Origin of the sequence: Prescottella subtropica (assembly GCF_005434945.1) — a bacterium.
Taxonomy (GTDB): Bacteria; Actinomycetota; Actinomycetes; order Mycobacteriales; family Mycobacteriaceae; genus Prescottella; species Prescottella subtropica.
On record NZ_SKCH01000001.1, the window covers coordinates 230,286 to 255,624 of the forward strand.

A 25,339-nucleotide genomic window follows, 5' to 3' on the forward strand; every position below is an offset into this window, starting at 1 on the left:
AGGACGGGTGTTCGATCCGGTTCTCCTGCGCACGTTCCTCGCCGTCGAGCAGACGGGCGGGTTCACCGCGGCCGCCCGTCGCCTCGGACTGCGGCAGTCCACCGTCAGCGGGCACATCGCCCGACTCGAGAAGGCCGCCGGACGGGTTCTGCTGGCCCGCGACACTCACACCGTCGAACTCACCGCCGACGGCACCGCGATGGTCGGGTTCGCCCGCACCATCCTCGACGCCCACGAGCGGGCGAGCCGGCACTTCGCGGGATCGACGCTCACCGGGCGGTTGCGGTTCGGGGCCGCAGAGGATCTCGTCGCCAAGGGACTGCCGCAGATCCTGCGGGACTTCCGGGGCACGCATCCTCTCGTCGACCTGCAGCTCACGGTCGGGTTGAGCCGGACGGTGCACGAGCAGTTGCGGGCCGGGGACCTGGATCTGGCGTTCGTGATGCGGCGGCCCGGCGAGACCCACGGCGACCTGGTGTGGCGGGACCGGCTGGTGTGGGGCGGCGCGGCCGATTCGCGGTGGGATCCGGCGACCCCGGTGCCGCTGGTGGCCTATCCGCCGCCGAGCATCACGCGGGCGTGCGCGCTCGGCGCGCTCGAGGCGGCCCGGCTGCCGAGCCGGATCACGTGCCAGGCCAACAGCCGGGCCGGGCTGCGGGCCGCGGTGCTCGCCGGACTCGGCGTCGTCGTGCACGCCCAGTCGCTGCTGCCGACCGAGCTGGCTCCCGTCGGTGACCGTCTCGGCCTGCCCGACCCGGGGGACGTCGAATTCGTGCTCCTCGGTCGGACCAGCGTCCCCAGCGGCCCGGAGGCGGCGCTCATGGACGCGATCCGGTCGTCAGCGCCGTGACCGGTCCGCGAGCGCGTTCAGTGCCCCGGCGATCTCCTCGGCCTTCGGCGTGGTGACGGTGAGCCGGTCGCCGCTCGCGAAGGTGAGGACGACGGCCGGCCCGGTGCGGGTGACGACGCCGTAGTTGCCACGCCCCTTGACCTTGATGCCCCAGCCGCCGAAGTCCGGGAACGGGCGCACATGCTCCACCTTCGCGCCCTCGAGTTCGTCGACGCCGTACGCGATCGTCGCCATACCCAGATTCTTGACGCGGATGCCGTCGGCGTCGACGACGAGCCGGAACTGCAGCACCACGACGGCCAGGAGCACGGCGGGCAGGTACACGCCCATCGGCCACCACCCTCCGGCCAGCCAGCACACCAGGGCGGCGGGCGCGGCCACGGCCAGTGCGGTCCCGGCGAGTCCGGCGGTACTCATCCCCACCTCGTCGGTGATCGGCAGGGCCGCGTCACCGCGCGGCAGGTCCGCGGCCGGGGGTGCGGTGGCGGGGACCCGGACCCGGTGATCGCGCAGCAGAGCGGCGCCGGCCAGGCCGACGGCGGTGCCGATCAGCAGCCCGGTGACGATCGTGCCGGTGGGCAGGGGGACGTCGGACGTGTCGGTGAGATCGACCTGCCCGAGGATCATCGCGAATTCGGCGGCCACGATCAGACCGGTGACGGCGAGCCCGATCAACAGCATGAGCCGGCGCATCATCAGCTGCGCCTGCGCGAGTGCCGCGATCGCGCAGCAGCCGCCGCCGACGAGGGCCACGATCGCGGCCATCGTCCAGGCGCTCGCAGTGGGTGACATGAAGTCGTCCGGGGAGCCACCGCTACCGGACCAGTGGGTCGCGAGCCGTTCGGGCAGTCGCGGCAGCAGCGCGTACGTCAGGGCGACGCCGGACGCGGCCGCCAGCAGCGGGACGACGATGCCGAAGACGGCACCGGCCGGATCGACGACGCGGGATGTCGGTGTGGGTGTGCTCACACCCGGCAACTCAACCAGACCGGACCGGTCCGGGGGCCGTCAGGCGGGGCCGCACATCCCCTGCAGGCTGCACGAACCGCACGACGTGCCGCAGCCGCTGGTGTCCGGGAGGGCGCCGGCCGCCTTGGATCCGAGGGCGCCGCCGGTGGCGGCGATGAACAGGGCCGCCGCGAGCACGAAGACGGTGGCGATCACCCCGGCCACGGTGGGCAGCACGAAGGTGGCGATACCACCGATGACCAGCACCGAAGCGGCACCGAACAGGCTCGGTGAGGCCACCTTGTTGGCGAGGGCGAACGTCTCGTCGTCACGCAGCGACTGGGGGGTACGGATACCCAGCCACCGGTTGCGCGAGAGCTTGCCGGTCAGGCCGGCGACACCGAGGGCACCGAAGGCGAGCGCAGCGACGAACAGGAGCACAGCAACAATGACCACGCGTCCACGATAAGCCCCGCGCGCCGATACGTGGCTTCCTGGGTGTTCCCTGGTGTCCCCCGCGGTCGACCAGGCTTTACCCTGGTTGACGGAATTCCTGTCGTCCAAGTAGATAGCGATCACCGTGACCGAGCCAGTGCAGCACACCCCCTCCCCCGACGACTCGACGCCGCAGCACCGCTACACCGCGGACCTTGCCGGCCGCATCGAGACGCGCTGGCAGGACCTGTGGAGCGAGCGCGGCACGTTCGATGCCCCCAACCCGGTGGGCGCGCTGAAGGGCGACGTGCCCGCCGACAAGCTGTTCGTGCAGGACATGTTCCCGTACCCGTCGGGCTCGGGTCTGCACGTCGGGCATCCGCTCGGCTACATCGCCACCGACGTGTACGCCCGCTACCACCGCATGCAGGGCCACAACGTGCTGCACACCCTCGGATACGACGCGTTCGGTCTGCCGGCCGAGCAGTACGCGGTGCAGACGGGCACGCATCCGCGCACCACCACCGAGGCGAACATCGCGAACATGCAGCGTCAGCTGCGCCGGTTGGGCCTGGGCCACGACACCCGTCGCTCGGTCGCGACCACCGACGTCGACTTCTACCACTGGACGCAGTGGATCTTCCTGCAGATCTACAACGCCTGGTACGACACGGCGGCCGGCAAGGCGCGCCGCATCTCCGAGCTCGAGGCCGAATTCGCTTCCGGTGAGCGCGTTCTGGAGGACGGCCGGGAGTGGGCGTCGTTGGACGCGGCGGCGCGGGCTGCCGTCCTCGACTCGTACCGCCTGGTCTACCACTCGGATTCGATGGTCAACTGGTGCCCCGGGCTGGGCACGGTGCTGGCCAACGAAGAGGTCACCGCGGACGGCCGCTCCGAGCGCGGAAACTTCCCGGTGTTCCGGAAGCACCTGCAGCAGTGGATGATGCGCATCACCGCGTACTCGGACCGTCTCGTCGACGACCTCGAGTACCTGGACTGGCCGGAGAAGGTCAAGTCCATGCAGCGCAACTGGATCGGGCGTTCGCACGGCGCGCAGGTCACGTTCACTGCCCTGGGTGAGCGCATCGACGTGTTCACCACCCGCCCCGACACCCTGTTCGGTGCGTCCTACGTGACCCTGGCCCCCGAGCACGAGCTGGTCGACCGACTGGTCGCCGCGCAGTGGCCGGACGGCGTCGATCCGCGCTGGACCGGTGGCGCCGCCACCCCCGCCGACGCCGTCGCCGCGTACCGGGCGTCGATCGCCGCGAAGACCGACCTCGAACGCCAGGAGAACAAGGAGAAGACCGGTGTCTTCCTCGGCGTCTACGCCGTGAACCCGGTCAACGGGCAGAAGCTGCCGGTGTTCATCGCCGACTACGTGCTCACCGGCTACGGCACCGGCGCCATCATGGCGGTGCCCGGCCACGACCAGCGGGACTGGGAGTTCGCGACCGCGTTCGGCCTCGACATCCTCGAGGTCATCAAGGGCGGCTCGGACCTGTCCGAGGCCGCGTACACCGGCGACGGCCCCCTGATCAACTCTCGGAGAGAAGACGGATTCAGTCTGGACGGGCTGACCGTCGCCGACGCCAAGAAGGCCGTCATCGCCCGGCTCGAGGCGGACGGCGTCGGACGCGGCACCATCCAGTACAAGCTGCGCGACTGGCTGTTCGCGCGTCAGCGGTACTGGGGCGAGCCGTTCCCGATCGTCTACGGTGCCGACGGCGTCGCGCATCCGCTGCCGGAATCGGCTCTGCCGGTGGAACTTCCGGAGGTCGAGGACTATGCGCCGGTGTCGTTCGATCCGGACGACGCCGCGTCCGAGCCGTCGCCGCCGCTGGCGAAGGCGTCCGACTGGGTGAACGTCGAACTCGATCTCGGTGACGGACTGCAGACCTACCGCCGCGACACCAACGTGATGCCGCAGTGGGCGGGCAGCTCGTGGTACCAGCTGCGCTACATCGACCCCACCAACAGCGAGCAGTTCGTCGCCCCCGAGAACGAGGCCTACTGGACCGGTCCGCGCCCGGACATCCACGGTCCCAACGATCCCGGCGGCGTCGACCTGTACGTCGGTGGTGTCGAGCACGCGGTGCTGCACCTGCTGTACTCGCGGTTCTGGCACAAGGTGCTGTTCGACCTGGGCTACGTCAGCTCGTCCGAGCCGTACCGTCGCCTGTTCAACCAGGGTTACATCCAGGCGTACGCCTACACCGATGCCCGCGGCGTCTACGTGCCGGCCACCGAGGTCACCGAGCAGGACGGCACATTCTGGTTCGAGGGCGCCGAGGTCAAGCGCGAATACGGAAAGATGGGCAAGAGCCTCAAGAATTCCGTTGCGCCCGACGAGATCTGCGACGAATTCGGCGCCGACACCCTCCGCGTCTACGAGATGGCGATGGGCCCGCTCGACACGTCCCGGCCGTGGGCCACCAAGGACGTCATCGGCGCTCACCGCTTCCTGCAGCGGGCGTGGCGTGTCGTCGTCGACGAGGAGACCGGCAACCTGCGCGTCACCGACACCGACCCGTCCGAGGACACCCTGCGTGCCCTGCACAAGACCATCGCCGGCGTCTCCGAGGACTACGCGGCGCTGCGCGACAACACCGCCGTCGCCAAGCTGATCGAGTACACCAACCACCTCACCAAGGCGTACCCGGACGGTGCGCCGCGCACGGTGGTCGACCCGCTCGCCCTCATGCTCGGCCCCGTCGCCCCGCACCTCGCCGAGGAACTGTGGTCGCGCCTCGGCCACACCGAGTCCCTCGCCCACGGCCCCTTCCCCACCGCCGACGACCAGTGGCTGACCGAGGACACCGTCGAATACCCCATCCAGGTCAACGGCAAGGTCCGCAGCCGCATCCAGGTCGCCGCCGACGCCGCCCGCGAGGACATCGAGAAGATCGCCCTCGCCGACGACAAGATCGTCGCCATGCTCGACGGCAACGACCCCCGCAAGGTCATCGTCGTCCCCGGCAAGATGGTGAACATCGTTCTCTAGGCGCTTCGCGCCCGTGCGCCTTTTTGGTAGCTCCCACTACCAAAAAGGCGCACAGCACCTCACTCCAGGACGGCGGCGACGCCGATGACGGTGACGACGATCGCGAGGTTGGTCGCGATGAGCGGCCACACGAACCGCAGGTACTTGTCGTAGCCGACCTTGGCCATGGCCAGGCCGCCGACGACGACCACGTTGGTGGGGGACACCATCATCATCAGCCCGTGGCCCATCTGGAAGGCGCTGATCACCAGGGAGCGGCTGATCCCGGCGAGGTCGCCGAGCGGGGCGAGCAGCGGCATCGCGAGGGTCGCGTGGCCGGTGCTGGACGGGATGAGGAACGCGAGCGGGATGTTGACGAGTGTCACGAGGATCGCGAACGCGCCCGCGGAAGCGCCGGCGGCGAGGTGTTCCATCGCGTTGAGGATGGTGTCGAGGGTTTCGGTGTTGGTCATGATCACCGAGACGCCGCTCGCGAGCAGGATGACGATCGCAGGACCGATCATGTCGGCGGCGCCGCGGGTGATCAGGGAGACGAGTTGCTTCTCCCCCGTCTTCGCGACGAGGCCGGTGAGGACAGCGGCGAGCACGAACAGCATCGCCAGTTGAGGGAACCACCAGTTCAATTCGAACCAGTACGGGTCGGCGGTGGTGACGTGGTAGGCGTCGTACTCGGCGGGGCCGGTGACGCCACCGAAGATGCTCGACCACGGGATGACCGCGAAGATCATCAGCGCAAAGGTGAACGCGGTGATCACGAGGACGAGTTTCTGTGTTCGGGTGAGGGTTTCGCCACCCTGAACGATGTCGGCATCGGGCTTGTCGGAAGCATCGGGGGCGTCGACGCCGACGAGGGAGCGGGACGGGTCGGTGCGGACGCGGGCGGCGTACCGCAGCACGAACGCGACCGCCACGGCGGTGAGTGCGACCCACAGGATCACCCGCAGCACGATGCCGTCGCCGATGGAGACACCGGCCTCGCCGGATGCGACGCCGATGGAGAACGGGTTGACGGTCGACGCCATCGTGCCGACCATGGCGCCGACGACGATCGTGGCGGCGGCGACCAGCCGGTCGTAGCTGAGCGCCGTCATGAGCGGCACGAGCAGCGCGTAGAACCCGAACGTCTCGACGGAGAACCCCATCGTGGAGCCGAGCAGTGAGAACAGCACCATGACGGCGGCGATGAGCAGCCAGCCCTTGTCGCCGAACCGGGTGGCGAGCTGCGACACGGCCGTCTCGAGGCTGCGGGTCGCGAAGCTCACCGAGATGAACGCGCCGAGCGCCATGATGAACATGACGATGCCGACGGACCCGAACAGGGTGCCGACGTTGCCGGTGTCGACGAACCCGGTGACCGTGTCCTTGACGCCGTAGAGGCCGTTGACGGGGGCGAGGATCAGCTGCTGGACGCGTTCGGTGAACGTCAGCGGCGAGTCGACGTTCTCGAACGTGCCGGGGATCGGGGAGCCGTCGCCGTCGGTAGCGAAGCGGCCCGACGGAATGAACAGGGCCGCGATCCACACCAGGACGGTGACGCCCGCGAGGATCGTCACCGGCCCCGGGAACTCGAACGGCTTCTTCGCCGGCGTCGACGAATCGTCCGAGGCGGCACAGGTGCCACCACTCTCGGATTCGGTGGGCGTCTGGTCGAGCATCGGAAACCTCCCCGGTTCGGACGGATACATGCGACGTACCGACCGTCGGCGGACCCGGCTGAACGGCCAGAACAGGGCGAAAGTCACCATCCGCCCACCGGGGTTCTCCTGCTGAAGGGACCCTTCGTTCGCTTGTGGCGCACGAACGGACCCTTCAGCTCGAAAGGGGGCGAACCCTCAGCACTCGTCGGGTGCGGGTTGCCCCTGGAAGAGGGCGTCGATCCAGTCGAATGCGCCGGAGTTGCCGAAGGCTTCGCCGAGGAGGTGTTCGCCGGGGACCTGGCGGTAGACGGCGCGGACCCCGAATCCGCATTGTTCGTCGTACAGGTTGCGGGCGCCGAGGGCGGGGATCCAGAAGTCCTGTCCGCCGTTGTAGATGTAGAGCGGGGTGCCGGAGGCGAGGTTCGCCATTTTCATCTTGGTGAAAATCTGGTGTGCGGCAGGGGTATTCAGGGCATCCTTGACGTTGGCGAGGGCTTCGGCGGGCATGCCGAGGAGGCCGGCGATCGAGAGGTCGTTGACGCACAGGTCCTTGACGGACGAGGTGACGACGCGTTGTCCGAGGCCGTTGAGGAGGGGCAGGATGTCGAGGTTCTCCCGGGCGATCCCGAAGATCGCCGAGAGGAACAGTCCGCTGGAGAGGTTGCCGTTCATGGTGCGGCCGAGCATGTCGTAGTCGGCGGGCACACCGCCCATGGCGGCGCCGACGATGTCACCGGCCAGTTCGGGGGCGTAGGAGTCGAGGAGTTTGGCGGCGCCGTGGGTGGCGATCGCGCCGCCGGAGTAGCCGATCATGGCGAGCTTGCCGGCACCGAACTCCGCGGGGTACTCGTTGCGGACACCGCGGATGGTGTCGAGGATCGCGTGTCCGGCGACGAACGGTTCGCCGTACGTCATGTTCGGGCCCTCGTGGTCGGGGATCAGGACCGCGTATCCGCGTTCCTCGGCTTTCGCCGTGACCGGCCGTAGCCGTTCGAAGATGTTGGTGGACGGGGTGATTCCGTTCGCGAGCGTGTGGGACGGGGTGCAGGCCCGCCCGAGTCCGTTGATCGGCACGTTGTTCACGAGGATCGGCCGCGGGCCGGGGCCGGGCCAGGCGAGGGCCGGGACGACGAGGGTGGCGGTCGCGAACGACGGGTTGCCGGACGCGTCCGTCGTCTTCACCTTGAGTTGGTGGACTTCCCGCACCGGTTGGGACAGCACGGTTTGTGCGACGGGGGTGACGTCGCGGGTGGTGATGACCTGACCGTTGGCCATGCCGTCCAGGCCGGGCGGGTAGTAGTCGAAGAACGGGTCGCCGATCGGGGACGGCAGCATCTCGGTGTGCAGGGTGTCGAGCGGCGGGGGCGGCAGGTCGGGCTCGGAGATCACGGAGCCGACGAGGCCGGGCATCCACGACCCGAATGCGGATCGGGCGAGGGACGCGGTCCCCCACGACCCGGTGACCGGGGTGGTGCCGTTGGACGCGGTGCCGTCCGAACCGGTGCCGTCGGTGAGGGATCCGGGTCCGATGAAGCCCTGGCCGGCGGCACTGCCGGTGGATCCGATGCCACCGTTGCTGGTGTTCGGCATGGCGCTGCCCGCGGATTGGGCCGCGGCGGTGCCTCCGATCCCGGACGAGACGACTGTTCCCACGGCCAGTGCGGCGACGAGCGCCCGGCACCAGAATCCCCCACCTGATTTCGGCATGCGCGGGACGCTAACAGTGGCACGTTCCGGGCCGCACCGCTTCGGAGGATTGTCACGAGTGCCCGATAGGCGGGATTGGACCGCCTGGTACGTATTTCGTCCGGCTACGCTGCCCTCCGACGAGAAGTCGAATATTTACGGAAGTCGTTCCACGAGAAGAGGTTCAACGCATGGCATCCGCAGAGGACATCAAGGGCACCGTCGCCGCGTACATGGAGGCGCTGGGCAGTAGGAGTGCGGATCGAGTGGCGGCGCTGTTCGCCGACGGCGCCACCGTGGAGGACCCGGTCGGTACCGAGCCGAAGCGTGGCGTCGAGGAGATCCGGGCCTTCTTCACCGCGATCGAGAAGCTGGACCAGTCGGCGGAACTGCTGACCGTCCGGGTCGCCGGCAACAGCGCGGCCTTCCACTTCCGGGTCACCACGAAGGCCGGGGACCGGACGTACGTCATCGAGCCGATCGACGTCATGACGTTCGACGACGACGCCAGGATCACCAGCACCCGCGCCTACTGGGCGCAGTCGGACATGACTGTCGCCTGAGACGCGAAACTGCTACGGCCGCAGGATCGGCCGCAGCACGATCTCGGTGGGGTGCGCGTCCGCCGGCGTCCGGACTGCGTCGCGGACCGCACCCGCCACCGTTTCCGGGGTGAGGAAGCGTCCGGCGTCGTACTCGCCGCCCTCCGCCGCGACGATCGCCCGCTGCATGTCGGTGTCGATGCGGCCGGGGTGGATCGACGTGACCCGCAGCGACGGTTCCTCGAGACGCAGCGCGTCCCCGAACGCCCGCAGCGCGAACTTGCTGGCCGCGTAGGCGCCCCAGCCGGCGTTGGCGCGCAGTCCCGCACCGGAATTGACGAGCACGACGTGCCCGTGGGCGGCGCGTAGTGCGGGCAGCAGCAGCCGGGTCAGTTCGGCGACGGCGACCACGTTCGCGTCGAAGGTTCGACGCCACACGTCGGCCGGGGTCTCCTCGATCGTGCCGATTTCGGCGACACCCGCGTTGTGCACGAGTACGTCGAGACGGTCGATGTCGGCGACGGCGTCCGCGACCGCGGCATGGTCGGTGAGGTCGACGGGCCACGGCGCCGCCCCCAGTTCCCCGACGATCGGTTCGAGGGTGTCGGCGCTGCGCCCTCCGAGGATCAACTGGTGGGTGGGGGCGAGAGCGCGGGCGACGGCGGCACCGAGGCCGCGACTCCCGCCGGTGACGAGGGCGATCGGACGCTGGGGCGACATGGGATCGAGGGTAGTCCGCCCGCCGCGCGTCGGCACCGACCGAACGTCGGTGCGGGCGCAGAATGGGGGCGTGACCGATCCGGGATTCACTCCGACCCAGCTCGCGGCCCGTGCCGCCTACCTGTTGCGCGGCAACGATCTGGGCACCATGACCACCGCGGCGCCGCGGCTGTACCCGCACATGTGGAGCTGGGACGCCGCGTTCGTGGCGGTGGGACTGGCGCCGCTCAGCGTCGAACGGGCGGTGACCGAACTCGACACGCTGCTGTCGGCGCAGTGGGGCAACGGGATGATCCCGCACATCGTGTTCGCGAACGGGGTCGACGGCTACTTCCCGGGCCCGGCCCGCTGGCAGTGCCGGGAACTGGCCGTGTCCGCACCGACGGGGGTGGACACGTCCGGGATCACCCAGCCGCCGGTGCACGCGATCGCGGTGGCACGGATCCTCGAGCAGGCCCGGCGCCGCGGCGCCGGCACCCGCGCGGTCGCGGAGGACTTCCTGGACCGGCGGTGGGGTGCGCTGATGCGCTGGCACCGCTGGCTCGCGGACGCGCGGGACCCGGGCGGCAGCGGACGCATCACCGTCCACCACGGCTGGGAATCTGGTATGGACAACTCGCCGCGCTGGGATGCGGCGTACGCCAACGTGATTCCCGGTCCGGTGCCGGTGTACCGCAGGGCGGATGTCACGGTCGTCACCGACGCGTCGCAGCGGCCCAGCGACCGCGAGTACGACCGGTACCTGTGGCTGCTCGAGGAGATGAAGACCGCCCGCTACGACGACGGCATCGTCTCCGACACATCGAGTTTCGCGGTGCAGGACGTGTTCGTCAGCGCGATCTTCGCGCTCGCGTGCGATGTGCTCGCCGAGATCGGCGAGGAGTACGGCCGGCCGGCCGCCGACGTCCGGGACCTGCGCCGGTGGGCCGGGCGGTTCCGGGCCGGTGTCGTCGCGTCTACCGACGAGAACAGCGGCGCGGCACGCGATTTCGATGTGCGCACGGACAAGTGGATCGCCACCGACACGATCGCGGCGTTCGCGCCCCTGCTGTGCGGGGGCCTCGAGCGGGACGTCGAACGGTCCCTGCTGCGGACGTTCGAGGGACCCCGGTTCTGCGGTCACCCGGACCTGCGGTTCGCGGTCCCGCCGTCGACGTCGCCGGCCTCCCCGGACTTCCGGGCCCGCGAGTACTGGCGCGGCCCGGTGTGGCCGGTGACGACCTGGTTGTTCTCGTGGGCGTTCGCCCGGCGCGGGTGGGCGGAGCGGTCGGCACTGCTGCGCGCGGAGGGGTTGCGGCAGGCCGGGGACGGCAGCTTCGCCGAATACTACGAACCGTTCACCGGGGAGCCGCTCGGCAGCATGCAGCAGTCGTGGACGGCGGCGGCGGTCCTGGACTGGCTGGGCTGACACCGCCCCGAACCGCCTGTTCCGGACATCTCCGGCGTCGACCGGACGAAGATGAACATCACCGCGAAATCGGCGCGTGCGGTGCGGAAGTCGTTTAGTGTCGGTCCATGCCGAGGAACTTTCGTCGCTCCCTGCCGCGTGTCGCCGTTCTCCTTCTGGCCGGGGCGGTCACGTTCGCCACGCCCGCGCTCGCTGCCGCCAACCCGCGGGGCGTCGCCGTCGCGTCCTGGCAGCACCCGAACGGGGCGCCGATCGACTGGTTCCAGGTGCGAGCGTCCGGGCACGAGTTCGGGATGGTCAAGGCCACCGAGGGCCTGTCCTACACCAACCCGTACTTCGCGCAGGACTCGCTCGCGATGCGCGTCGCGGGGGTGGCGCGTGGCGCCTACCACTACGCGGATCCGGCGGCGTCCCCCGAGGCGCAGGCGGCGTTCTTCGCGGCCAACGCGCTGGCCGTCAACCAGATCGGCGGCCTGCCACCGGTCCTCGACCTCGAGAGCACCGGGGGCCTGTCGGCGCCGCAGCTGATCGACTGGACCCACCGGTACCTGAATGCGGTGCAGGGCCTCACCGGCCGCACCCCGATCATCTACACGTACCCCAACTTCTGGCGCACCGCGATGGCGAACACCACCGAGTTCACCAACTATCCGCTGTGGATCGCCGACTACAACGGCGGCAACGCGCCGGGCCCGCTGCCCGGCGGCTGGAAGAACTGGGCGTTCTGGCAGTACACCGACAGCGGCCGGATCCCGGGAGTCAACGCCAACATCGACCTCAACGTCTACAGCGGATCGATGGGCGACCTGAACATGTACGCCCGCAACTTCTTCGGGAGCTGACCCCGGTCCGGCGCCGGTGCATGCCATAGTGGGTGCATGCGGTCGACCTGCTCTCTGTACATCGATGCCGGATACCTGCTCGCGTCCGCGGCGACGCGGGCCACGGGCACGTCGTTACGCAGCGGAATCTACGTCGACTACTCGGTGCTGATCAGTGCGCTGGTGGACGCCGCGCAGGCCCGGTCCGGTCTGCCGGTGCTGCGCGTGCACTGGTACGACTCGGCCCGCAACGGCCTGCCCGACGCGCAGCAGGAACGCATCGGGGAACTCTCCAAGGTCAAGCTCCGGCTCGGCCGATTCGGCGTCAACGGCGAGCAGAAGGGCGTCGACCTCCGGATCGGCCTCGACCTCGTCGCGCACGCCCGCAACGGGGCGTCCGACGTCTTCTTCCTCGTCTCCGGCGACGACGACCTCACCGAGGCCGTCGAAGAGGCACAGGTGCACGGGGTGCAGGTGGTGGTGTTCGCGGTGCCGAACGTCCTGGGGCGACCGCACGGGGTGAGTCGGCACCTGGTCCGCGCCGCCGACGAACTCGACACCATCGACGGTGCGGCGGTCGATGCCGCCGTCATGAAGGTCGTTCGCAAACCCGTCCCCGAACCCGAGCCAGAGCCCGCGTCGGCCCCGGCGACACCTGCGCCCGCGCCGGATCGGCCCGCGGCCCGGACCGGTGTCCCGACCCCGCTCGACCTGGTGACGGTCGCGCAGGCGCCGGCGCCTCCCCGCCCGACGAGTGTGCTCGCCTACAGTTCCTCGACCGGCTCCCCCGCGCACGTGGTCCCCGGCTACGGCGGTGACCACGAGCAGGCGGAGCAGCTCGACGAGGTGGTGCTGCGGGTACTCGCGTCGTTCCGGAAGAGTTCGTCCACCGACGACAAGCTCGAGCTCGAGCGGGCCCGGCCGTCGATCCCGCCCGGAATCGACCGGGCGCTGCTGCTCGACGCGTCCGATGCGATGCAGATGTACGACCTGGACGAACGGATCCGGTACCGGCTGCGGGCCCGTTTCTGGGTCAAGTACGACGAGGTCGGGCCGGACCGGTGACGCCGCACGGTCCGGCCGGGAAAAGTATCCCGGCCGGACCGTGCGGCTGCTCGTGTAGAGGCGATCAGACGCCGATGCGGCCGCCACCGGACTTCCACACCGCCACGACGGACGGCCGCGGCTGGGAGCTGCCACCGTCGGGCCAGTGCGACGCCGGCGTCTCGATGGACGCGTCGTCGGTCTCACCCGGGTGCTGGACGCACACGATCACACGCTTCTCGTCGACGATCGGACCGCACGTCTCGGCACCGATCGGGACGGTGAGGAACTGCTTCGTCTCGCCACGGCGGTCGCCCTCGAGGACCACCGAGAACAGGCCGTCGTTGGACTTCAGGGCGTTGCCGTCGGTGGAGATCCACAGGTTGCCGTGCGGATCGAACGCCAGGTTGTCGGGGCACGAGATGGGGCTGACCTTCGACTTGTCGAAGCCGCCGAAGTAGGTGTCGGCGGTGGCCGGGTCGCCGCACACCAGCAGTAGATTCCATGTGAACGACGTGCCCGCGTGCTGGTCGTCGATCTCGAGGACCTGGCCGTTCTTGTTGTTGTTGCGCGGGTTCGCGGTGTCGGCGGCGGCCTTGCCGTCGACGCCGCGCTTGGTGTTGTTGGTGAGCGCGACGTACACCTTGCCGGTGTGCGGGTTGGGTTCGAAGTCCTCCGGGCGGTCCATCTTGGTGGCGCCCACCTTGTCGCCGGCCAGCCGGGTGAACACCGCGACCTCCTCGGCGGTCATGCCGTCGACGAGGGACTCGCCGCGGCCGTCCTCACCGGTGCGCAGCAACGGAATCCACTGTCCGGTACCGGCGAACGCCCCCGATGCGGGCAGCTTGCCGGAGCCGTCGATCGCGGCCGGGTCGTCACCGGTGAGCTTCGCGACGTACAGCGTGCCCGCGTCCAGCAGGGTCATGTTGTGGCGCATCGCGGCCCGGCTGTTACCCGGCTGCATCTTGCGCGACGAGACGAACTTGTACATGTAGTCGAAGCGCTCGTCGTCGCCGCTGTACGAGACGACGGTGCCGTCGCCGGTGATGTAGACGGTCGCGGCCTCGTGCTTGAAGCGGCCCATCGCGGTGTGCTTGACGGGCGTCGACGACGCGTCCCACGGGTCGATCTCGACGACCCAGCCGAACCGGTTGACCTCGTTGGGTTCCGCGGCGACGTCGAAGCGGGAATCGAAGCGCTCCCACTTGCGTTCGGACGCAGCGCCTTCCACGCCGTACCGCTTGAGCCGTGCGGCAGCGGTGGGGTCGGTGACCTGCTCGCCGTTCGCGAAGTAGCTGTTGAAGTTCTCCTCACCGGAGAGCACCGTGCCCCACGGGGTCAGGCCGCCCGAGCAGTTCGCGATGGTACCCAGGACACGGGTGCCGGTGGGGTCGGCGGACGTCTCGAGCAGGTCGGAGCCGGCGGCCGGGCCGGTGACCGCGAACTCGGTGCGTGCGGTGATGCGCCGGTTGTACTGACCGAACTGCGGGGTGAGCCGGCCGGATCCGGCCTCGCCCTGCACCTGCACCACCGACAGACCGTGGTTGGCCCAGCCGATCTTCACCTGCTCCTCGGTGGGGTTCTCCGGGTCGTAGCCGCGGAACATGAACGGCTCGGTGGTGTACTCGTTGCTGGCCACCAGCAGGTAGGCGTTCGGCTGACCCTCGACCGGCAGCAGGGCCGCGAAGTCGTTGTTGAACGCGAACTGCCTCTCGGCGGCCGCGGACGTCTGGTTGTCGAAGTCGAAGGCGGGGGCATCCTCGAACATCGGGTCGCCCCAACGGATCACGACACCCTGCTCGTAGCCGTCGGGGACCACGAGCGCATCCTGCTTGTTGGGGGCGACCGGCGAGAACACGGTGCCCGGAGCCGTCGAACCCGTCGCGGAACCGGCCGATCCGCTGTCGACGGAACCGGTTGCAGCGGTGGCAGTCTCGTTGCCACATGCGGCGAGCACACTGCCCGCACCGACCGCGAGGACCGTCGCGGCACTGCCGCGCAGCATGCCGCGCCGCGTCATCGCCGACTTCACGATGTCGCCGAAGTACTCGCCGTTCGAGTTGTTGGGAACATCGTGGGCGCAGGCGTGTCCGCACTTGTACTGGCACGTGATCGACGCACGCGACGACATTCCGTCGTGCTTGACGAACAGTGCGAGGGGCTTGAGATTCACCGAGGGCTCCCGAGATCGACTACGACAATACGGACGCACCGTAGGAGGCGGGAACGAGGCGGAGGCAACTTTTGGGTGAACGATTCCCCAACTTCGGTTGGAGATTCGGTGCGGCACCCCCCGCGTTTCGCGCACTTGTCGTGCCGTTCCGCCCCTCCACGGGAACGACAAGTGCGCGAAACGCGGTCAGAGGACGTCGGACAGGAAGCTCTGCAACCGGGGCGTGGTGGGACTGTCGAACAGTTGTTCCGGCTCCCCCGATTCGACGACGACGCCGCGGTCCATGAACACGACGGTGTCGGACACCGACCGGGCGAATCCCATTTCGTGGGTCACCACCACCATCGTCATGCCGCCGCGGGCGAGGTCGGTCATCAGCGCCAGCACCCCCTTGACGAGTTCCGGGTCGAGCGCCGACGTCGCCTCGTCGAAGAACATCACCTGCGGGGTCATCGCCAGTGCGCGGGCGATCGCGACCCGTTGCTGCTGGCCGCCGGACAGGGTACCGGGGCGGGCGTCGGCCTTGTGGGCGAGTCCGACGAGGTCGAGTTGCTCGAGCGCCACCGCCCGGGCCGCGTCCTTCGGCAACTTCTTGAGCGTGCGGGGTCCGAGGGCGACGTTGTCGGCGACCGTGCGGTGCGGGAACAGGTTGAAATGCTGGAACACCATCCCGATCCGCTGCCGCAGCGCGTCCGGGTTGTCGCGCAGGACCGAACGCCCGTCGAGCAGGATGTCCCCGGCGTCCGGTTCGTGCAGCCGGTTGAGGACCCGCAGCAGCGTCGACTTCCCGGACCCGGACGGCCCGATCACGGTGACGGCGTGGCCGGCGTCGACGTGGAGGTCCACCCCGCGCAGCACCCGGTTGGCGCCGAACGCGAGGTGCAGCCCGGTGCCGGTGAGGGAGACGGAATCGGACTCGGTCATGCGTCAGCCTCCCTCGACGACGATCGCCTGCTCGAGGTCGTCGAGCGTCCCGGAGTCGGGGCGTCCGGTGCGCATCCGCCGGTCGATGTAGTTGACCAGGTGGGTGAGAGGGATCGTCAACGCCAGATAGAACAGGCCCGCGGCGACGAGCGGGGACAGGTTCCCGGTCTGCGCGTTGAGGTCCCGGCCGACGGCGAACAGTTCCCGCTGCGTCACCAACAGTCCCAGGAAGTAGATCAGCGACGAGTCCTTCACCAGCGAGATGAACTGGTTCATCAGCGCCGGCAGCACCCGGCGCACCCCCTGCGGCACCACCACGAGTGTCATCGACCGCCGGTACGAGAATCCCAGGGCGCGTGCGGCTTCCATCTGTCCGGGTTCGACGCTCTGGATACCGGAACGGAAGATCTCACCGATGTAGGCGGCCGCGAGCAGCGACAACGCCGCCGCCCCCAGCCAGTACGGGTTGCTGCCGGTGATCCCCTTGACGATCGGGCCGGCCCCGAGCCCGACGATCAGGATGATGACGACGGCGGGCAGCCCGCGGAAGATGTCGGTGTAGACGCGGGCCGGCCACCGCAGCCAGCGGGTGCGGGAGATGCCGGCGACCGCGAGCAGCATCCCGAGGATCGTACCGGCGACACCGGACGTCACCGCCAGGATCAGGGTGTTCGGCAGGCCGGTGCGCAGCAGATCGGGGAACGCCCGCTTGTACAACTCCCAGTCGAAGAACGTGTCCCCGAGCTGCTGCAGCGTCGACTTCGGCTGCGCTGCGGTCTGTTCCGTCGGCGGTTTCTGCGCCGCGATGGCCGCGAAATCGGGCAGTTCGGGTGCCGGGGCCGCCTTGCTGCCCGGCTTCCAACCCGGCGGCAGCTCGCGCGGCACCCAGTCCGAGTACAGCCGCGCCCACGTCCCGTCGGCGATCACCGCGTCCAGGCCGGAGTTCAAGGCGTCGAGCAGGGCGGGATGATCCTTCGCGACAGCCCAACCCACATAGTTCTCGACGCTGAAGGTGTTCGCCACGATCGACGCTGGATCACCCGGCGCGATCGCCCCCTGCGCCTGCTGCGACGGCGCCACCCACGCGTCGATCTGCCCGGTCTTCAGGTTCGCGTACGCGGTGTTGTAGTCGGGGAACTTCACCGGATCCAAACCGAGCGTGTTCACGACGTAGTCGTCCTGCACGGTGCCCTGTACCACCCCGATCCGGGTCGACGCCGTCAGATCCGGGAAACCGTGAATCGCACTACCGTTCGGGACGACGAGGGAGAAATAGCCGAAGTCGTAGCCGTTGGTGAACCCGACCAGGTCGCGTCGGGCCGCGGTGGTGGTGATCGACGACGAGCCGACGTCGAACCGGTGCCCGGCGACCTGCGCGAGCAGACCCGCGAAGTCGGTGCCCACGAACTGGATCCGCAATCCGAGGGTCGCGGCGACGGCACGCAGCAACTCGTTGTCGAAGCCGGTGTAGACGTTGGCCGAGTTGACGCAGATGCTCGGTGGCGCGTCGGACAGCGTCCCGACCGTCAACGTGCCGGGGGTGACCAGATCGAGTGCGCCGACGTCGATGTCGCTGCGCGGCACGATGTTCGCAGTGGTGTACCGGTCCCCGGATGCATCGGTGGCCGCGGCATCGAAATTGGCGGGCAGCGCCGACGCGCTGTCCACGCCGGGCGGGGAGCACAGATCGGTGGGTGCCGACGACGTTCTCGTCGACGAACACGCCACGAGCGCCGCCAGCAGCATCAGCACGACCGCCACCGCGCGGACTCGAGGAGCTGCGGTGGCGGACACGGTCTTCGGCGTTCTACGCGAGCCCGGCCAGTTGCGGCGGCGTGTGCTCGTCCCGCCACGCCAGGGCCTCCCGCAGTTCGGTCAGGTCGTAGTCGGGGCCGCTGGCGTTGACGGTGAACAGGGTGACACCGACATCGACGTACGCGGCCGCCAGCTCGGGGCCGTGCCACCACGTGGACCGTTCGATCTCGTGGGGGTCGCGCTGCACGTCGCCGCAGTGCTCGCCGAGAATCGCCGACCGGCGGGTGAACTCGTCGCGGTCCCCGAAACCGTGCCAGATGTCGGCGTACTCGGCGACCAGGCGCAGCGTCTTCTTCTCGCCGCTCCCGCCGATCAGTAGCGGAATGTGCCGTGTCGGTGCGGGATTGAGCCTGTCGAGGCGTCCGGTGATCCGCGGCAACGCCTCACCGAGCAGCTTGATCCGCGACCCCGGGGTGCCGAACTCGTAGCCGTACGCGTCGTAGTCCTTCTCGAACCAGCCCGCCCCGATCCCCAGGATCAGCCGGCCGCCACTGATGTGGTCGACGGTGCGCGCCATGTCCGCCAGCAGATCCGGATTCCGGTAGCCGGCACAACTGACCAGCGCCCCGATCTCCACCCGCTCCGTCTGCTCGGCCCACGCCCCCAGCATCGTCCAGCACTCGAAATGGGTGCTCTCCTGATCGCCGTACAGCGGATAGAAGTGGTCCCAGTTGAAGACGACATCCGCCCCCGCGTCCTCCGCCCGCAGCACCGCGTCGCGGATCCTGCCGTAATCGGGCGCATGCTGCGGCTGCAGTTGGATACCGATACGCACGGGGCGGGTCATGCGGGCTCCTTCACGACGGGACGTGCATCTTCACGGTAGACCCGTGATCGGGATGCTGCGCTCGAACTTCGGTCACGTGGGGCCGGGGAACGTGTCGAGGAAGTTCTGGAACGCGGCCATCCCGACGCCGAGCACCACGAAGGTCGCCATAAACGCCCAGATCGCGGGTCGTGCGCGGTGCCAGACCAGCATTGTCAGTGTGGCGGACACGATGCCGGTGAACAGCGGTAGGAACAGGCACACCCAGTACATGGCGCCGGCGGACGGACGAGGGGCGACGTCCCACGCGTCCCAGCATCCGGACCGTGAACAGGTAGAGCAACAGCGGTGCGAGCGAGCCGGTCAGGATACCGACGAGCATCGGAGTCCACCCGACCGTGGAAACCTCTCCAGCCATCCGGCGAGCGTATCGGCACTCACCTAATCTCGATGCATGCGATTCGCCCGATCCTCCATGGCCGCCGCCCTTCTCACAGTCGCTCTGCTGTCGGAGGGATGCGGGACCGAGACGTCGGAAGTCGCGTCGGCGTCGAGTGTTCAGGAGACGCCGCAGCCGCAGGTCGGCGACGCCCGGTTATATGAGATCGCCATGTCTACGGCCACGCGGTTCGGTGAGGACCACCCGACGAATGTGCAGGCGGTGCACACGACGAGGGCACGCGTCGTCGAACTTGTCGGTAGCGGGATTCCCGACGACACACCTGTGTATCTGATTCAGGCCCAGGGCACCTTCGCGAACGACCGGCACAGCCGCCCCGTGAACGTCTCGGTACCACCGCCCGCGACCGGCGCGCTGATGACGGTGGTCGACGCGCACAGCGGCGACACCCTGGATGTCGGGACCGGGCAGCCTGTGGATTTGTCGACGTTGGGGGCCGTACACGCCCTGCACGGGTAGTTCCGGGCGCACACTGGACCCATGCGGATCCTCGAGCGTCCGACCCCGCCCACCGGTGTGAAGCGCCGGTTGTTGCGGCTGCCGATCCTGCTGTACCGGTGGCGGCTCGGTGCGCTGTTGGGGCATCGGTTCGTGTATCTCGAACATGTCGGCCGGCGTAGCGGCATCACCCGGCAGGTGGTGCTCGAGGTGGTCAACCACGACGACATCGGCGACGGCTGGGTGGTCGCGGCCGGGTTCGGTGCGACATCCGACTGGTACCGGAACCTGACCGCGCATCCTCGAGCGCACGTGCAGTCGGGTCGCCGCCGATCGGCCGTCGACGCCGATTTCCTCGGCACCGAGGAGGGCGGCGACCTCATGGCCCGCTACGGCGTCGAACATCCCAAGCTGGGCATTCGGCTGTGCCGGGTGATGGGCTTGGAGGTCGACGGCGGCGTCGACGACTTCCGGGAGGCCGGACGCCGCATCCACTTCGTCCGGTTGCGGCCGGTGGGGTAGGTCGACCCCGGCGTCACCACCGCGATGTGACGTGGACCGCAACCAGGCGCTACTCTCCGCCCGCCCACCCTTACTCGGATCGTCCGGCACGTTCCTGCCGGTGAAGGGACCGCATCACCCATGGCTTCGGTGACGTTCGACAAGACCACGTGCCTGTTCCCGGGCGCGGCGACCCCCGCGGTCGACAAGCTGGATCTGCACATCGAGGACGGCGAGTTCCTCGTTCTCGTCGGCCCGTCGGGCTGCGGCAAGTCCACGTCGCTGCGGATGCTCGCGGGCCTCGAGGAGGTGTACGACGGACGCATCCTCATCGGCGACCGGGACGTCACCGGACAGGAACCCAAGGACCGGGACATCGCGATGGTGTTCCAGAACTACGCCCTCTACCCGCACATGTCGGTGGCCGAGAACATGGGTTTCGCGCTCACACTCGCGAAGACCCCGAAGGACGAGATCCGTCGCCGCGTGCTGGAGGCGGCGAAGATGCTCGACCTCGAGCCGTACCTGGACCGCAAGCCCAAGGCGCTCTCGGGCGGTCAGCGGCAGCGGGTGGCGATGGGCCGGGCGATCGTCCGCAGCCCGCAGGTGTTCCTCATGGACGAGCCGCTGTCCAACCTGGACGCGAAGCTGCGCGTGCAGACCCGCACCCAGATCGCGCAGCTGCAGCGCCGTCTCGGTACCACCACCGTCTACGTCACCCACGACCAGGTGGAGGCCATGACGATGGGGGATCGGGTCGCGGTGCTCAAGGACGGTGTCCTGCAGCAGTGCGCGCCGCCGCGCGAACTGTACGCCCGCCCCGCCAACCAGTTCGTCGCCGGATTCATGGGGTCGCCGTCGATGAACATGCTGACGCTGCCGGTCACCGACGCCGGCGTCGTCCTCGGCGAGACGATCGTCCATGTTTCCCGTGAAACCATCGCGGAGATCCCGGAACGGCAGGTCGTCCTCGGTATCCGCCCCGAGCATCTCGATCCGGCTCCCAACGGCGAGGGCATCCCGATGGACGTCGACGTCGTCGAGGAACTCGGTGCCGACGCCTTCGTCTACGGCCGCACCTCGCTGGGCGGCCCCGGTGAACACCCGCTGGTCGCCCGCGTCGACTGGCGCACGCCCCCACAGCGCGGTGACCGGATCACCCTGCACGTCGATCCGGCGTCCGTGCACCTGTTCTCCGTCACCGACGGTCGTCGGCTCGGATGACCCTGACCGATCCAGTCCGGGTGTAATGACCGAAATCAGTCGCCGTTCGTGCCAGAGTAAACGGCGACATATGCCTCGGCCCGGTGTCAGCCACGTCTCGTGGCATCCGGCATCGCCGCCGAATCGTCTATCGGAAAGGTGGACCATGCGTTCTTTCACTACGCGTTCGCGGGTGGCGGTCGCGGCCTCGGCCGTCGCACTGCTCGCGCTCGCCGGCTGCTCGAGCGACAACGGGGGCGGCGGCAACACGGCCGACGCCGTCAAGCAGAACCTCGACGGCCGCGGCGCGATCTCCTTCGCGATGGGCAAGACCGACACCGACAAGCTGCAGCCGGTGATCGCCAAGTGGAACGCCACGCACCCCAACGAGCAGGTCTCCCTCAAGGAGCTCCCGGGTGAGGCCGACGACCAGCGCAACAAGCTCGAGCAGTCGCTGCAGGCCGGCAACGCCGACTACGACGTGATGGCGCTCGACGTGGTGTGGACCGCGGGCTTCGCCGCGAACGGCTGGCTGCAGCCGCTCGAGGGTGGTCTGGCGATCGACACCGCGCCGCTGCTGCCGGCCACCGTCGACTCCGCGACCTACCGTGGCACCCTGTACGCGGCCCCGCAGAACACCAACGCGCAGCTGCTGTACTACCGCACCGACCTGGTGCCGCAGGCGCCCGCCGACTGGAAGGCGCTCACCGACAGCTGCGCCACCGAGCAGGTCAAGACGGTGCCGGACTGCGTCGTCACGCAGCTCAAGCAGTACGAGGGCCTGACCGTGGCCACCACGCAGTTCATCAACTCGTGGGGCGGCGCGGTCGTCGGCGCCGACGGCAAGACCCCCGAGGTCACGTCGCCGGAGGCGAAGGCGGGCGTGCAGGCGATGGTCGACGCCTACCAGTCCGGTGTGATCGCGAAGCGCTCCACCGGCTTCACCGAGGAGGAGACGAACCTCGCGTTCGTCGGCGGCGAGTCCGCGTACGCCTACAACTGGCCGTACATGTGGGACAACGCGGAGAAGACCGGCTCCAAGGTGCAGGGCAAGGTCGGTGTCGCGGCGATCGTCGGACCGAACGGCCCCGGCGCCTCCACCCTCGGCGGCTACAACAACGGCATCAACGTCTTCTCCAAGAACAAGGCGACCGCGCGTGACTTCATCGCGTTCGTCCAGAACGAGGAGAATCAGATGTCGTTCGCGGACGCGTCGTTCCCGCCGGTCCTCAAGTCGGTGTACGACGATGCGGCCCTGATCGCGAAGTACCCGTACCTGCCGGCACTGAAGTCGGCGCTCGAGAACGCGCAGCCGCGCCCGGTCACCCCGTACTACACGGCGATCTCCAAGGCCGTCCAGGACAACGCCAGCGCTGCCCTGAACGGCAAGGTCACCGTCGATCAAGCGACCAGCGACATGGCCGCGGCGATCACCAACGCGGCCAAGTAAGCCGCCGAGCAACACGAGAGATCAGGTAACGCACGATGGCTGACTCTGCTGAGCTGCGGCGAGCAGACGAGGCCCGCGCCGTGGTCGGGGTCGACGACCCCGACCACGGCGGTCGCGTGTCCGGGCCCGGCCCCGGCACCACGCGGACGGGTCACGACGACGAACCGACGACGATCACCCCGCACACGAAGCGGGACTTCCGTCCGATCTGGCTGATCGCGCCGACGATGGCGATCCTGGCCGTCGTCATCGTGTACCCGGTGATCCGTGCGGTGTACCTGTCGTTCCAGGCGAACAAGGGCATCGACCCGGCCACCGGCCGGTTCACCGAGGGCGGGTTCGCCGGGTTCAAGCACTACCTGCAGTGGCTCGTGCAGGACTGCGGCGCCGGTGCGGCCACGTGCCCGCCCGGCACCCTCGCCCACGACTTCTGGCCGGCGCTGTGGGTGACCCTGTTCTTCGCGGTCGTCACCGTCGCCGTCGAGGTCCTCCTCGGCCTGTGGATGGCCACCGTCATGGGCAAGACGTTCTGGGGCCGGTCCCTGCTGCGGGCGAGTGTGCTCATCCCGTGGGCCATCCCCACCGCGGTCACCGCGAAACTGTGGTTCTTCATCTTCGCCGAGAACGGCATCGCCAACCGGCTGATGGGCACGTCCATAGCCTGGACCACCGACCCGTGGGCGTCGCGGTTCGCGGTCATCATCGCCGACGTGTGGAAGACGACGCCGTTCATGGCGCTGCTCATCCTCGCCGGCCTGCAGATGATCCCGAACGACGTCTACGAGGCCGCGAAGGTCGACGGGGCGAGCGCATGGCAGCGGTTCACGAAGATCACGCTGCCGCTGGTCAAACCGGCCCTGATGGTCGCGGTCCTGTTCCGTACCCTCGACGTGCTGCGCATGTACGACCTGCCCGCGATCCTGTCCGGTACCTCCGGCGCCACCCCGAACACGACACTGTCGATCCTGGTGATGGCCGACATCCGGCAGGGCAACTTCCAGAGCGCGTCCGCGCTGTCCACCCTCATCTTCCTGCTGATCTTCGCGGTCGCGTTCGTGATGGTGAAGTTCCTCGGCGCCAACGCGGTCCGCACCCAGGACGAGCAGCGGAAGGGAGCCGACCACTGATGGGACGCCACCGCAAACCCGACGACCTCGACGCGCCAGCCGAGGCGTCCGACGACACGCACACGGTGACGCCGACGTCGTCGGTGCCGACCGCGACCGCGGTCCGCACTCCCCCACCGCCTGCCCCGGAACCGGTCACGGTGCCCCGCCGGCGCACCGACCGCGGCAAGGCCGCCCGCACCTACCTGGGTGTCGCGATCATCCTGATCTGGGGTCTGGCACCGTTCTACTGGATGGTCGTCACCGCGTTCCGGAGCGTCGACCACACCTTCGACACCACCCCCTGGCCGACGTACGTGACGCTCGACAACTTCCGGGCCGCCCTGTCCACCGACAAGGGCAACGACTTCCTCGGCGCCATCGTCAACAGCCTGATCATCGGTGTGGTGACGACGGCCGTCGGCCTGCTGCTCGGCGTGTTCGCCGCGTACGCGCTGGCCCGCATCGAGTTCCGCGGCAAGTTCGTCGTCACCGGCATCATTTTGGGTGCGTCGATGTTCCCGACGGTCGCGCTGATGACGCCGCTGTTCCAGTTGTTCGGCGACTTCGGCTGGATCGGCCAGTACCAGGCGCTGATCATCCCGAACATCTCGTTCGTGCTGCCGTTGACGATCTACACGCTCACCTCGTTCCTGTCGGATCTGCCGTGGGAACTCGAGGAGGCCGCCCGCATCGACGGCGCCTCCCGCTTCCAGGCGTTCCGGCTGGTGATCCTGCCGCTGGCGGCGCCCGCCCTGTTCACCACGGCGATCCTCGCGTTCATCGCCACCTGGAACGAGTTCATGCTGGCGAGCCTGCTGTCGACGGAGAGCACCGAACCGGTCACCGTCGCGATCGCCCGGTTCGCGGGCGCGAACTCGTGGGAGCAGCCGTACGCGGCGATCATGGCAGCCGGCACGATCGTCACCATCCCCCTGGTGATCATGGTGCTGCTGTTCCAGCGGCGCATCGTCTCGGGTCTGACCGCGGGCGGCGTGAAAAGCTGACATGGTGGCCGACCGTGTCTAGACCACAGCGGGGCCGCCAGTCCCTCGAAATGCTCATCGGGATCGTCGGGTTCTTCACCGCGATGGCGTTCCTCGCGGCGGTCGTGCCGATCGTGCGCGGCGAACCGTCGGCGACGGCGTCCCTCGTGCTGCTGGGCTGTGTCCTGGCACTCGGTGGGGTGCTCGTCGCGCATCGGCGGCTGTAGGCGGGACCCCCTCTCCCCCCGCGTTTCGCGCACTTGGCGCGACGCCACGCCGCGGCGGCCGCGCGCCAAGTGCGCACAACGCGAGGAGTGGGCGTCGGGTACGTCCCGTCCGTCCCCGGATCTGGGGCGGATCTGGGGTGAACGGCGTGCCGACAGCGGCGCGGAGTGCCACGATCGGGTGACGACCGGATCCGA

Annotated in this window: 23 protein-coding genes; 13 read left to right on the forward strand and 10 right to left on the reverse strand. The window is 69.0% G+C overall.

Going from position 1 to position 25,339, the window contains the following annotated elements:
* Positions 1-7 precede the first annotated feature (7 nt).
* The gene (locus tag E0497_RS01015) at positions 8-850 is read left to right on the forward strand and encodes a LysR family transcriptional regulator (RefSeq protein WP_137722914.1); all 843 of its coding nucleotides are present in this window, start codon (positions 8-10) and stop codon (positions 848-850) included.
* On the opposite strand, the gene E0497_RS01020 is transcribed toward E0497_RS01015, so the two are convergent.
* Both E0497_RS01020 and E0497_RS01025 read right to left on the reverse strand, forming a co-directional pair.
* A complete protein-coding gene (locus E0497_RS01020; RefSeq protein ID WP_137722915.1) occupies positions 839-1,819 on the reverse strand; it encodes a DUF1648 domain-containing protein in 981 nt (326 codons plus the stop codon). The two genes, E0497_RS01015 and E0497_RS01020, sit on opposite strands and share 12 nt — an antisense overlap.
* 39 nt (positions 1,820-1,858) lie before the next feature.
* Positions 1,859-2,254: an SdpI family protein gene (locus E0497_RS01025; RefSeq protein WP_137722916.1), complete on the reverse strand. Its 396-nt coding sequence runs from the start codon at positions 2,252-2,254 to the stop codon at positions 1,859-1,861.
* Between the two features lie 124 nt (positions 2,255-2,378).
* On the opposite strand from E0497_RS01025, the gene leuS reads away from it, so the two are divergent.
* Positions 2,379-5,237, forward strand: coding sequence for a leucine--tRNA ligase (leuS, locus tag E0497_RS01030; RefSeq protein WP_137722917.1), 2,859 nt, complete (start codon positions 2,379-2,381; stop codon positions 5,235-5,237).
* 59 nt (positions 5,238-5,296) lie between these two features.
* On the opposite strand, the gene E0497_RS01035 is transcribed toward leuS, so the two are convergent.
* Together E0497_RS01035 and E0497_RS01040 are read right to left on the reverse strand one after the other, a co-directional pair.
* Entirely contained in the window at positions 5,297-6,892 is a 1,596-nt protein-coding gene (locus E0497_RS01035) for a YfcC family protein (protein ID WP_206663614.1), read from the reverse strand.
* A 177-nt stretch (positions 6,893-7,069) separates the two neighbouring features.
* The gene (locus E0497_RS01040; protein ID WP_137722918.1) at positions 7,070-8,581 is read right to left on the reverse strand and encodes a lipase family protein; all 1,512 of its coding nucleotides are present in this window, start codon (positions 8,579-8,581) and stop codon (positions 7,070-7,072) included.
* A gap of 170 nt (positions 8,582-8,751) precedes the next feature.
* Here E0497_RS01040 and E0497_RS01045 point away from each other — a divergent pair, with 170 nt between their 5' ends.
* On the forward strand, positions 8,752-9,123 hold the full coding sequence (locus E0497_RS01045; protein ID WP_137722919.1) for a nuclear transport factor 2 family protein: 372 nt from the start codon (positions 8,752-8,754) through the stop codon (positions 9,121-9,123).
* Positions 9,124-9,135: 12 nt separating this feature from the next.
* On the opposite strand, the gene E0497_RS01050 is transcribed toward E0497_RS01045, so the two are convergent.
* The gene (locus E0497_RS01050) at positions 9,136-9,822 is read right to left on the reverse strand and encodes an SDR family oxidoreductase (protein ID WP_137722920.1); all 687 of its coding nucleotides are present in this window, start codon (positions 9,820-9,822) and stop codon (positions 9,136-9,138) included.
* A gap of 70 nt (positions 9,823-9,892) precedes the next feature.
* Here E0497_RS01050 and ggh point away from each other — a divergent pair, with 70 nt between their 5' ends.
* From ggh to E0497_RS01065, 3 genes are all read left to right on the forward strand, one after another.
* Entirely contained in the window at positions 9,893-11,230 is a 1,338-nt protein-coding gene (gene ggh / locus E0497_RS01055; protein WP_137722921.1) for a glucosylglycerate hydrolase, read from the forward strand.
* Positions 11,231-11,337: 107 nt separating this feature from the next.
* Positions 11,338-12,072: a glycoside hydrolase family 25 protein gene (locus E0497_RS01060; protein WP_170312824.1), complete on the forward strand. Its 735-nt coding sequence runs from the start codon at positions 11,338-11,340 to the stop codon at positions 12,070-12,072.
* A gap of 36 nt (positions 12,073-12,108) precedes the next feature.
* Positions 12,109-13,116, forward strand: a complete 1,008-nt coding sequence (locus tag E0497_RS01065) for an NYN domain-containing protein (RefSeq protein ID WP_137722922.1) — start codon at positions 12,109-12,111, stop codon at positions 13,114-13,116.
* Positions 13,117-13,180: 64 nt separating this feature from the next.
* Here the strand turns inward: E0497_RS01065 and E0497_RS01070 are convergent, their stop codons facing one another.
* From E0497_RS01070 to E0497_RS01090, 5 genes are all read right to left on the reverse strand, one after another.
* Positions 13,181-15,268 carry a PhoX family protein gene (locus tag E0497_RS01070; RefSeq protein ID WP_137722923.1) on the reverse strand — a complete coding sequence of 696 codons (2,088 nt, stop codon included), beginning with the start codon at positions 15,266-15,268 and terminating at the stop codon, positions 13,181-13,183.
* Positions 15,269-15,454: 186 nt separating this feature from the next.
* Complete coding sequence (locus tag E0497_RS01075; RefSeq protein ID WP_137722924.1) at positions 15,455-16,192, reverse strand: amino acid ABC transporter ATP-binding protein; 738 nt, start codon at positions 16,190-16,192, stop codon at positions 15,455-15,457.
* Between the two features lie 3 nt (positions 16,193-16,195).
* Entirely contained in the window at positions 16,196-17,938 is a 1,743-nt protein-coding gene (locus E0497_RS01080) for an ABC transporter substrate-binding protein/permease (RefSeq protein WP_137723147.1), read from the reverse strand.
* A gap of 61 nt (positions 17,939-17,999) precedes the next feature.
* Complete coding sequence (locus tag E0497_RS01085) at positions 18,000-18,794, reverse strand: LLM class F420-dependent oxidoreductase (protein WP_137722925.1); 795 nt, start codon at positions 18,792-18,794, stop codon at positions 18,000-18,002.
* Positions 18,795-18,866: 72 nt separating this feature from the next.
* Positions 18,867-19,046, reverse strand: coding sequence for a hypothetical protein (locus tag E0497_RS01090; RefSeq protein WP_137722926.1), 180 nt, complete (start codon positions 19,044-19,046; stop codon positions 18,867-18,869).
* Positions 19,047-19,227: 181 nt separating this feature from the next.
* Between E0497_RS01090 and E0497_RS01095 the strand changes: the two genes are divergently transcribed.
* The 7 genes from E0497_RS01095 (at position 19,228) to E0497_RS20530 (ending at position 25,144) form a co-directional block, all read left to right on the forward strand.
* Positions 19,228-19,692, forward strand: a complete 465-nt coding sequence (locus E0497_RS01095; protein ID WP_161987372.1) for a hypothetical protein — start codon at positions 19,228-19,230, stop codon at positions 19,690-19,692.
* Between the two features lie 21 nt (positions 19,693-19,713).
* Positions 19,714-20,193 (forward strand): nitroreductase family deazaflavin-dependent oxidoreductase, encoded by a 480-nt coding sequence (locus E0497_RS01100; protein WP_137722928.1) that lies wholly within the window; start codon positions 19,714-19,716, stop codon positions 20,191-20,193.
* A 120-nt stretch (positions 20,194-20,313) separates the two neighbouring features.
* The gene (locus E0497_RS01105; RefSeq protein WP_137722929.1) at positions 20,314-21,396 is read left to right on the forward strand and encodes an ABC transporter ATP-binding protein; all 1,083 of its coding nucleotides are present in this window, start codon (positions 20,314-20,316) and stop codon (positions 21,394-21,396) included.
* Positions 21,397-21,541: 145 nt separating this feature from the next.
* Positions 21,542-22,825 (forward strand): ABC transporter substrate-binding protein, encoded by a 1,284-nt coding sequence (locus E0497_RS01110; protein WP_137722930.1) that lies wholly within the window; start codon positions 21,542-21,544, stop codon positions 22,823-22,825.
* A gap of 35 nt (positions 22,826-22,860) precedes the next feature.
* Positions 22,861-23,952, forward strand: coding sequence for a carbohydrate ABC transporter permease (locus E0497_RS01115; protein WP_170312825.1), 1,092 nt, complete (start codon positions 22,861-22,863; stop codon positions 23,950-23,952).
* Complete coding sequence (locus E0497_RS01120; protein WP_137722931.1) at positions 23,952-24,938, forward strand: carbohydrate ABC transporter permease; 987 nt, start codon at positions 23,952-23,954, stop codon at positions 24,936-24,938. The genes E0497_RS01115 and E0497_RS01120 overlap by 1 nt, the downstream gene beginning before the upstream one ends.
* Positions 24,939-24,952: 14 nt before the next feature.
* Entirely contained in the window at positions 24,953-25,144 is a 192-nt protein-coding gene (locus tag E0497_RS20530) for a hypothetical protein (RefSeq protein ID WP_137722932.1), read from the forward strand.
* The last annotated feature ends 195 nt before the right edge of the window (positions 25,145-25,339 follow it).

Bases quoted from the DNA above. Each gene is read 5' to 3' on its own strand.
- E0497_RS01035 (WP_206663614.1), bottom strand. From the start codon at position 6,892: ATGCTCGACCAGACGCCCACCGAATCCGAGAGTGGTGGCACCTGTGCC.
- E0497_RS01040 (WP_137722918.1), bottom strand. From the start codon at position 8,581: ATGCCGAAATCAGGTGGGGGATTCTGGTGCCGGGCGCTCGTCGCCGCA.
- E0497_RS01045 (WP_137722919.1), top strand. From the start codon at position 8,752: ATGGCATCCGCAGAGGACATCAAGGGCACCGTCGCCGCGTACATGGAG.
- E0497_RS01050 (WP_137722920.1), bottom strand. From the start codon at position 9,822: ATGTCGCCCCAGCGTCCGATCGCCCTCGTCACCGGCGGGAGTCGCGGC.
- E0497_RS01060 (WP_170312824.1), top strand. From the start codon at position 11,338: ATGCCGAGGAACTTTCGTCGCTCCCTGCCGCGTGTCGCCGTTCTCCTT.
- E0497_RS01065 (WP_137722922.1), top strand. From the start codon at position 12,109: ATGCGGTCGACCTGCTCTCTGTACATCGATGCCGGATACCTGCTCGCG.
- E0497_RS01075 (WP_137722924.1), bottom strand. From the start codon at position 16,192: ATGACCGAGTCCGATTCCGTCTCCCTCACCGGCACCGGGCTGCACCTC.
- E0497_RS01080 (WP_137723147.1), bottom strand. From the start codon at position 17,938: ATGCTGCTGGCGGCGCTCGTGGCGTGTTCGTCGACGAGAACGTCGTCG.
- E0497_RS01085 (WP_137722925.1), bottom strand. From the start codon at position 18,794: ATGACCCGCCCCGTGCGTATCGGTATCCAACTGCAGCCGCAGCATGCG.
- E0497_RS01090 (WP_137722926.1), bottom strand. From the start codon at position 19,046: ATGTACTGGGTGTGCCTGTTCCTACCGCTGTTCACCGGCATCGTGTCC.
- E0497_RS01095 (WP_161987372.1), top strand. From the start codon at position 19,228: ATGCGATTCGCCCGATCCTCCATGGCCGCCGCCCTTCTCACAGTCGCT.
- E0497_RS01100 (WP_137722928.1), top strand. From the start codon at position 19,714: ATGCGGATCCTCGAGCGTCCGACCCCGCCCACCGGTGTGAAGCGCCGG.
- E0497_RS01105 (WP_137722929.1), top strand. From the start codon at position 20,314: ATGGCTTCGGTGACGTTCGACAAGACCACGTGCCTGTTCCCGGGCGCG.
- E0497_RS01110 (WP_137722930.1), top strand. From the start codon at position 21,542: ATGCGTTCTTTCACTACGCGTTCGCGGGTGGCGGTCGCGGCCTCGGCC.
- E0497_RS01115 (WP_170312825.1), top strand. From the start codon at position 22,861: ATGGCTGACTCTGCTGAGCTGCGGCGAGCAGACGAGGCCCGCGCCGTG.
- E0497_RS01120 (WP_137722931.1), top strand. From the start codon at position 23,952: ATGGGACGCCACCGCAAACCCGACGACCTCGACGCGCCAGCCGAGGCG.